Here is a 6,478-nt window from a genome sequence, read left to right on the forward strand (position 1 = left end):
ACCGCTGACTGAAGCACCGCCAAGATGTTGTAGGTCATGCACGACACGCCGAAGGCCAGCAGCGCCGCACGCGGGTTGCCCAGTCCGGCCACCTCGCTTTGAAACACTGATTCCAGACGGCCGAACATGCCTTCTATGCTCCAGCGGCGCCGGTAGAGCCTCGCCACGTCCTGGGCTCCCATGCGCTCCGCTGGCACATTCGTCAACAGGCGGATGACTGTTTCTCCGTCCTCCGTGGGCTCATCCAAACGCAACTCCACGCGCCTCAGTTCCAACTGGCGCCCTGTCTCCTCCTCGATTCGCACAGCCTGCTCGAAGACGAGTCCTGTCTCCACGCGCCCCACTTCCCGCGCCGGCCCCAACACGGTTGGGTTGGGCGAGACTCCATGCTCACGGATGATGAAGGCGGCCTGCTTGTCATGAAGGGCGAAGAGAATGCGCGTGGTGGAGAAATTCCTGTCGGCCAACCACAACTCTCCCTTCTCAACCCGCGCCAGCACGGGCCCCATCAGGGCGCGCTCCTGCGCATGGGCATCCTCGGCGGGCACCCTGTCCACCACCAGGTCCAATTCCGGCGCATACACCACCAGCGACTGCCCAGGCAGTGCCGCACCCCGGAAGCCTCTCAACGACTTCAATCGCTTTTCACTCGCCGCCAGGTGGTTGCCATCCAGCACGCGCACCCGGTAGCCCGTAGCCCACGGTGTCTGCTGTGCCTTCATGAGCTTGACCACCGGAGCCAGCTTCTCGGCGCCCTCGCGCACCAGCGCGCCTACCACCTCCGGCTCGGTGCGATTCACCTTGTCGTACAGGGCCGCCAGCGACACTCCCAGCTCGCAGTTCGCCTGGGCCGCCGCATGCAGCGACGGCCTGAACCCCAGGGCCACCAGAGCCATCAGGTCCACCACGGTGGAGAAGAGCAACTCGCGCGTGTACTGCTTATCGCGGTGCTGCTCGAACAGTTCGTCCAGCCACTCACGGCTCAGTGCCTGCTGCATGAGCAGGCGTGCCATGACCGTCAACGGGCTTTTCTTCGTGAAGCGCTCGAACACGGCTTGCAGGGCCATGGTCCTTCCCTCCAGAGTAGTCCCTGAAAGATGACCTTGGCGGTAGCCCGGTGCTGCGCACTTGGCTCCTTGCCTGCCTCCTCGCTAACTTACCTTCCGAGGTAGAATCATCCTCCCCACCTTGAAAGTGGTGGCCCTCTGGAGCGTGCGCTTCGCGAGGCGGACATCTGCCGCGAGCAGGGCCGCATCGGGTGGCACGACCTGCGGCACACTACGGGAGCCATCTCGCGATGCGTGGCGTGCCGCTCAAGGCGATCCAGGAGCTGATGGGGCACGCGACCATCGAGATGACAGAGCGCTACGCGCACCTGTCCCCCGAGGTACGGGCGAGCGCCGTGCAGCAGCTCGACCTTCCTGTGTCCCAGCTCCAAGCCGCTCCGGCCAGAAGCGCCGAAGGGGCACACTGAGGCCACATGAGGAAAACGAGGGCAAAGAAAAACCCAGCAACCCCTTGAGATTGCTGGGCTTCTGAATGTGGAGGCGGCGGGAATCGAAGCCGCCGCCTGGTACTCCCAGAGCGGGCCTGCCGGAGTCTCGTGGGAGCCTGGCGGTAGCGTGTGCCCTGGCGAGGTGTGGCTGGGGAGGGGCTGGTGGGGGAGCACGGGTGGGAGTACCGGCGGAGGTGGCCGGAGGGGACGGTGCTGTATGCGGCGGTGAGGGTCAACCTCGCCACGCTGCTGGCGGAGGCAGTCTTCGTGCCCTGCGCACCCGCACCACCTCCACCGGGTGGAAGCCCTCCAGCCCCGTGAGCCCCTCCTCCCAGAAGGCCTGGGCGAACCGCTCCGACAGCAGCAGGTCATTGCCACTCGCCTCGATGAAATCCCCGAGTTCCTCCCCGTACCGCACCAATTGGGCACGGTACGGAGGGAGCCATGTCAGCATCCCAATGGGGTCTCCACACCGGGGGCAGCACGGCGCATCTCCGAGATTGACGGGCTCGACCGTTTCCGCGTCGGCATCGTACCGGGAAAAGGTGGCGCTCTCTTGCAGGACGAAGAAGCGGGGTGGGGCGGAGGACTCAGAAGCATGGGTCGTGTTGGTCAGAGGGGGCGCCCCAGTGGATTCCACACGTATTCCTCAGTCGGTGTCAGCCTCATGTTCGTGAAACCGTGCTTCGCCACGAACCGCTCGAAGCGCTCGGACACCGTCAACACGCCCAACAGTCCCCGGGGGTGGAAGATGTCCTCGCCCCGCCACGTCCCCTCCTCCAGCGTGAAGCCATGGATGGCCTCCAGGCCCGCCGAGCGACAGTCCTCGCAGGTGGGAGGTTTCCCATAGCGGAGCCGGCTGCGCGTCAGGTCCACCGCTGCGCGGCCGAAGCACGCCTTGACCGCGAAGTAGCACGGGATGTGAGCGAGCCTGGTCCCTCGCTGTTTCCGACGCACCCGAACCACCTCCACGGGGTGGAAACCCTCCAATCCCGTGAGGCCCGCCTCCCGGAAGGCGTGGGCGAACCGCTCGGACACCAACAAGTCATCGCCAGCGACTTGGATGAAGTCCCCGGACTGCTCGCCGTACAGCTCCAGCTCGACCCGGTAGGGCGGGAGCCAGGTGAACATCCCAATGGGGTAGCCGCACCGGGGGCAGTCGGCCCCCTCTCCATGGTTCTCGGGCTCGACCGCTTCCGCGTCGGCATCGTACCGGGAAAAGGTAGCGCCCTTTTCCAGGACAAAGAAACGGGGAGAGGCAGAGGACTCAGAAGCCACGGGGAAACCTCTTGAGCATGTCGGGTCGCCTGTATACCTCCCGCAGGTAGGCTTCGAACTGTTCCGGTGTCGCGTCGCGGTACCTCGCAAGCCACGCGATGACCTCGTCGTCCACGTCCCGGTGCCACTCACCGTAGCCACAGTGCGCCTTCTCATCCACCGCCCGGCTGATGAACCGCGGATCTCGCGGCTTGTAATGACCTCGAAGGATGCGGTGTCTCTCCAACGCCTTGGCGATGCGCTTGGAGATGATGTGGTGCAACTGCCCCTTGCACTCGGGAGGCTCGGGCGAGGCGGGGGAGGTCTCACCCTCCGCCTTGAGCGCCTCGACCGCGATGCGGGCCCCCTGCACCGCCGCGGCTGTCTGGAACGCCGCCTCCAGCTTCGCGGCCAGCTCCGGCTCGCTCAGCCGCAGCGTGTCACAGGCGCTCGCCACCCCTTGCTTGCAAGAGCACACCACGGTCAGATCGTTCGGCGCGCAAGGCACCTGCGCGAGCAGCAGCAACAGTACGCCGAGCATCCTCGTCTTCCCTCGCGGTGACCCGACTCCCACAGGATACCACTCGCCCGCGTCCTCACTCCGCGTGAAGTGCTCGTGCCCCCTCGGGGATGACGCCGTCTCCATGGTAAGAGGCCCAGGGCCTCTGCCGCGCCCCTCCTGGGAGGGCGGCCTGGGCCGGCGTGTACCCCAAGGAGACTGCGCGGCCTCTCCACCGGCCTGGCGCACCACTCGGCTGGCCCCCGTCAGCGGCCCTCCTCGACCTCTCTGCACCAGCCCACTCCCTCAACAGGCCTCCCATCTTCTTATCCGCCTCTGGATTTGGTCCCCCAAGGCGATCCGCGCCTCCTTGTTAGGAGTGGGTTCGACTCAAGGCGGCGGGAATCGAACCCGCCGCTCGGAGCCTCGGGCAAGAGCGCTCCCCGTACGAAATGTCAATGTCTGACACCCTTCCTGGGACACCCTTCCCGGCTACCGCCCCAACTGCCTGTCCCAGGCAGCCAGTTGCACGGTCACTGTGTATTTCTCGGCGCTCGAGAGCGACTCGAAGTCCTTGGGGGGAAGCGCGTGGAGGCGCTCGCGCAGGAAGTCCGGGTCGCTGAGCATCTCACGGTGCTTCAAGTCATTGTCCACCTTGACGATGACAGAAATCACCCGGAGCACGGCCTCCAGGCACTCCTCCCGGGTCGCGCGAGACATGCGCTCCACGGAGAGGGCCAGGTGCTCGCGGACCGACGCGGGGCCTCCGGGGTACCAGGCCTCCAGGGTCTTGCGCCAGAGGGCTGGAAACTCGAGCACCGGGGCCTGTTCCGTGGTCATGGCCTTTCGCCCTGCTACAGCGGCCCGGTGCTCCTCAACCACCAGGCTCCTCGCTCGCTTCGAGGGCAGCGGACGCCTCCCGCCCGCTCAACGGCAGTCCCCGGGCAGGTAGACCTGGCCCTGGAAACCCCTGGGGCGTTCACCCTTGTCATACGCAGCCTGGATTGCCTGCTCGGCCAACTCACCGTGTCGCGCTATTTCTTCCCTGGGCAACGCCTCTTCCTTCTGGGCCGCCACGAGCACCAGGAAAAAACCCGCCAGCCTCCAGGTGCTCCTCGCCCTGACTGCATGCTCTTTCATGTCCAACATGCTCCTCCCGGTGACGTGGGCAGCAGCGGCAGGGGCATGCGGTGCTTTCAATTGGAGTCGACTACAATTGATGTGGGTGTTTGCCCTGCGTTGATTGTAGTCGACTCCAATCAAGACGCGCGGGCGCTCGAAATTGACCGAGCCCGCGCCCGGGTTGCTACGCGCGCGCCACCTGCGCGGGCGGTGGGGCCTCGCTCGCGCCCGGCTGCGAGGCTTCCGCGAGTGCCTCGATGCGCAGCAGCAACTCCTCGATGTGACCGCGCTCCACGCGCACCGCCGAGGGGTTGCCCAGGTCGGAGAAGCGCAGCAGGGTGAGCTGGGCGGCCAGCTCCTCGACGAGCCCGATGCTGTGCTCCAGCTCGCTCGCGGCGTGCTCGTACAGCCGGGTGAGTCGCTCCTTCACGCTCGCGGGTGCGCTCGCCAGTGCCGCTTCCATCTCCAGCAGGCGCCGCTCCTGCGCCCGCAGCCGGGAGACGAAGCCGTCCAGGAGGCGGTGCTCGCGCGCCTGCTCCGCCGCCCACGTGCTCTCCACCGCCGCCTGCCTCCAGCACTCCTCCAGCCGCTGGGTCACCTCGTCGAGCCGCCGCGCCCGCTCGCTCCGGGTGCCACCCTCCGGGCGTGGGAGCGCGTCTCCCGGGGAGAGGAGCACGGGCAGCAGGAAGGGCCAGAGGACGAGGCACAGCAGGGCCTGGCCGAGCCGGTCCTGCAAGGGGCCACCCTGTCGGCGGGTGAAGGCGAAGAGCGCCGCCAGGAGCCCGAGGGCCGCGTATGCCACCAGAATGATGAGTGCCGTCATGGTGTGCTCTCCTCAGCCCAGCGCATCGAAGGCCCAGAAGCCGAGGCCCGAAGTGAAGGCGACCATCATCCAGGAGACCCGCGCGAGGATGCCCACGCGCCAGGCGTCCTCCCCGGAGAGCCTGGCGGTGGGGTTGCCCAGCGCGGCGCGGGTGACGGACTCGGCCATGAGGCTCAGCAGCCCGTGGATGCGTGCGCCCGCCGCCGCCCCGGACAGGAGGAAGGCCGCCGTCAGCAGCAGCGGCCCCGCCCACTCGGCGTCCAGCCGCCACAGCAGGTACAGGGGCGGGGCGAGCCCCGCGAGCAGCAGTGAGCCCGTCGCCGCCGAGGCCAGCAGCGCCGCCACGAGCCGGGCGAGCGGCACGCGCGCCGCCACCAGGATGCTCGCCGCGTAGATGGGGCCCAGGGAGGCCGCGAGCGACATCAGCACATTCATGGACGCCAGTGCCGCCGGGAGGGCCCACGCCTCGCCCCCACCTCGCGCGGCGCTCGACGTGGCCGCGAAGACGCTCGTGCCCGCGGCGATGACTCCCACCGAGCCGAGCACCAGGCCCTGGAGCTGGGAGGGGTCCAACAGCCGCTCCACGATGGAGGACGGCTCGCGCAGCAGCTCCACGAGCAGCTGCCGCTCGGGCTGTCCGGCGGCGCCCGGCTCGGGGAGCGGCGCGCGCTCCTCCACGGACCAGGGCATGAAGGGGGTGAGAGGCTCGACGGTGAGCGTGACACTGCGAGAAATGGCTTCCATGGAGGACCTCGTCGGCGGCTAGTAGAGGTGGAGGAGGAAGGTGTGGATGCGCAGGAGGAAGACGGCGCCGAGGAAGAAGGCGAAGGCGCGCGACAACCACCAGGCGGCCCGGGAGGAGTCGAGCGCGGTGATGACACGCACCGGCAGGGCCGCCACGGTGGCGAGCGCGAGGCCGGGCACGAAGACGGCGGGGAGCACGAGGATGAGCGGCGCATCCTTCGCCACCAGCACGAGGAAGGCCATGAGTGGCATGACGCACGTGGCCACCAGTCCGGCGGCGAGCAGCCCGATGGCGGTGGCGGCCAGCAGGACGCGCGTGGAGAGCCGCAGGCGCAGGTAGATGGCGAAGACGAGGGTGCCGGGGATGACGACGAGCAGTGCCTCGAAGACGGCGCGGAGGGCATCGAGCCTGGGCGCGAAGCGGAGGCCGCCGGGGGAGACGAAGCCGGAAGCGGCCGAGGTCGCGGCGATGAGGACGATGCCGAGCAGCGCCGGGGCGAGGGTCGCCGCGAGGGGGCGCCGAGCCATGTCGAGCGCC

8 protein-coding genes and 1 pseudogene are annotated in these 6,478 nt (G+C 68.1%); 1 reads left to right on the top strand and 8 read right to left on the bottom strand.

Annotation, left to right across the window (positions count from 1 at the left end; genetic code table 11):
* On the bottom strand, positions 1-1,052 hold a 1,052-nt coding region (locus VF794_RS36575; protein WP_331117790.1), incomplete at its 3' end, for an IS4 family transposase.
* A 150-nt stretch (positions 1,053-1,202) separates the two neighbouring features.
* Between VF794_RS36575 and VF794_RS36580 the strand changes: the two are divergent.
* Positions 1,203-1,474 (top strand): annotated as a pseudogene (locus VF794_RS36580) (tyrosine-type recombinase/integrase); the annotation flags it as partial.
* 253 nt (positions 1,475-1,727) lie between these two features.
* Here the strand turns inward: VF794_RS36580 and VF794_RS36585 are convergent.
* The 7 genes from VF794_RS36585 to VF794_RS36615 form a co-directional block, all read right to left on the bottom strand.
* Complete coding sequence (locus tag VF794_RS36585; protein WP_331117792.1) at positions 1,728-1,949, bottom strand: hypothetical protein; 222 nt, start codon at positions 1,947-1,949, stop codon at positions 1,728-1,730.
* Positions 1,950-2,107: 158 nt separating this feature from the next.
* Positions 2,108-2,626 carry a hypothetical protein gene (locus VF794_RS36590; protein ID WP_331117794.1) on the bottom strand — a complete coding sequence of 173 codons (519 nt, stop codon included), beginning with the start codon at positions 2,624-2,626 and terminating at the stop codon, positions 2,108-2,110.
* Between the two features lie 136 nt (positions 2,627-2,762).
* Positions 2,763-3,293 carry a Wall-associated protein precursor gene (locus VF794_RS36595; RefSeq protein WP_331117795.1) on the bottom strand — a complete coding sequence of 177 codons (531 nt, stop codon included), beginning with the start codon at positions 3,291-3,293 and terminating at the stop codon, positions 2,763-2,765.
* Positions 3,294-3,743: 450 nt separating this feature from the next.
* Positions 3,744-4,091 (bottom strand): hypothetical protein, encoded by a 348-nt coding sequence (locus VF794_RS36600; RefSeq protein WP_331117797.1) that lies wholly within the window; start codon positions 4,089-4,091, stop codon positions 3,744-3,746.
* A 466-nt stretch (positions 4,092-4,557) separates the two neighbouring features.
* On the bottom strand, positions 4,558-5,196 hold the full coding sequence (locus VF794_RS36605; RefSeq protein ID WP_331117799.1) for a hypothetical protein: 639 nt from the start codon (positions 5,194-5,196) through the stop codon (positions 4,558-4,560).
* Between the two features lie 12 nt (positions 5,197-5,208).
* Complete coding sequence (locus tag VF794_RS36610; protein WP_331117801.1) at positions 5,209-5,940, bottom strand: hypothetical protein; 732 nt, start codon at positions 5,938-5,940, stop codon at positions 5,209-5,211.
* 18 nt (positions 5,941-5,958) lie between these two features.
* Positions 5,959-6,478, bottom strand: a 520-nt coding sequence (locus tag VF794_RS36615; protein WP_331117803.1) for a hypothetical protein, incomplete at its 5' end; no start/stop codon positions are given.

This window comes from Archangium sp. (assembly GCF_036389735.1).
Classification (GTDB): Bacteria; Myxococcota; Myxococcia; order Myxococcales; family Myxococcaceae; genus Archangium.

Bases quoted from the DNA above. Each gene is read 5' to 3' on its own strand.
- VF794_RS36585 (WP_331117792.1), bottom strand. From the start codon at position 1,949: ATGCTGACATGGCTCCCTCCGTACCGTGCCCAATTGGTGCGGTACGGG.
- VF794_RS36590 (WP_331117794.1), bottom strand. From the start codon at position 2,626: ATGTTCACCTGGCTCCCGCCCTACCGGGTCGAGCTGGAGCTGTACGGC.
- VF794_RS36595 (WP_331117795.1), bottom strand. From the start codon at position 3,293: ATGCTCGGCGTACTGTTGCTGCTGCTCGCGCAGGTGCCTTGCGCGCCG.
- VF794_RS36600 (WP_331117797.1), bottom strand. From the start codon at position 4,091: ATGACCACGGAACAGGCCCCGGTGCTCGAGTTTCCAGCCCTCTGGCGC.
- VF794_RS36605 (WP_331117799.1), bottom strand. From the start codon at position 5,196: ATGACGGCACTCATCATTCTGGTGGCATACGCGGCCCTCGGGCTCCTG.
- VF794_RS36610 (WP_331117801.1), bottom strand. From the start codon at position 5,940: ATGGAAGCCATTTCTCGCAGTGTCACGCTCACCGTCGAGCCTCTCACC.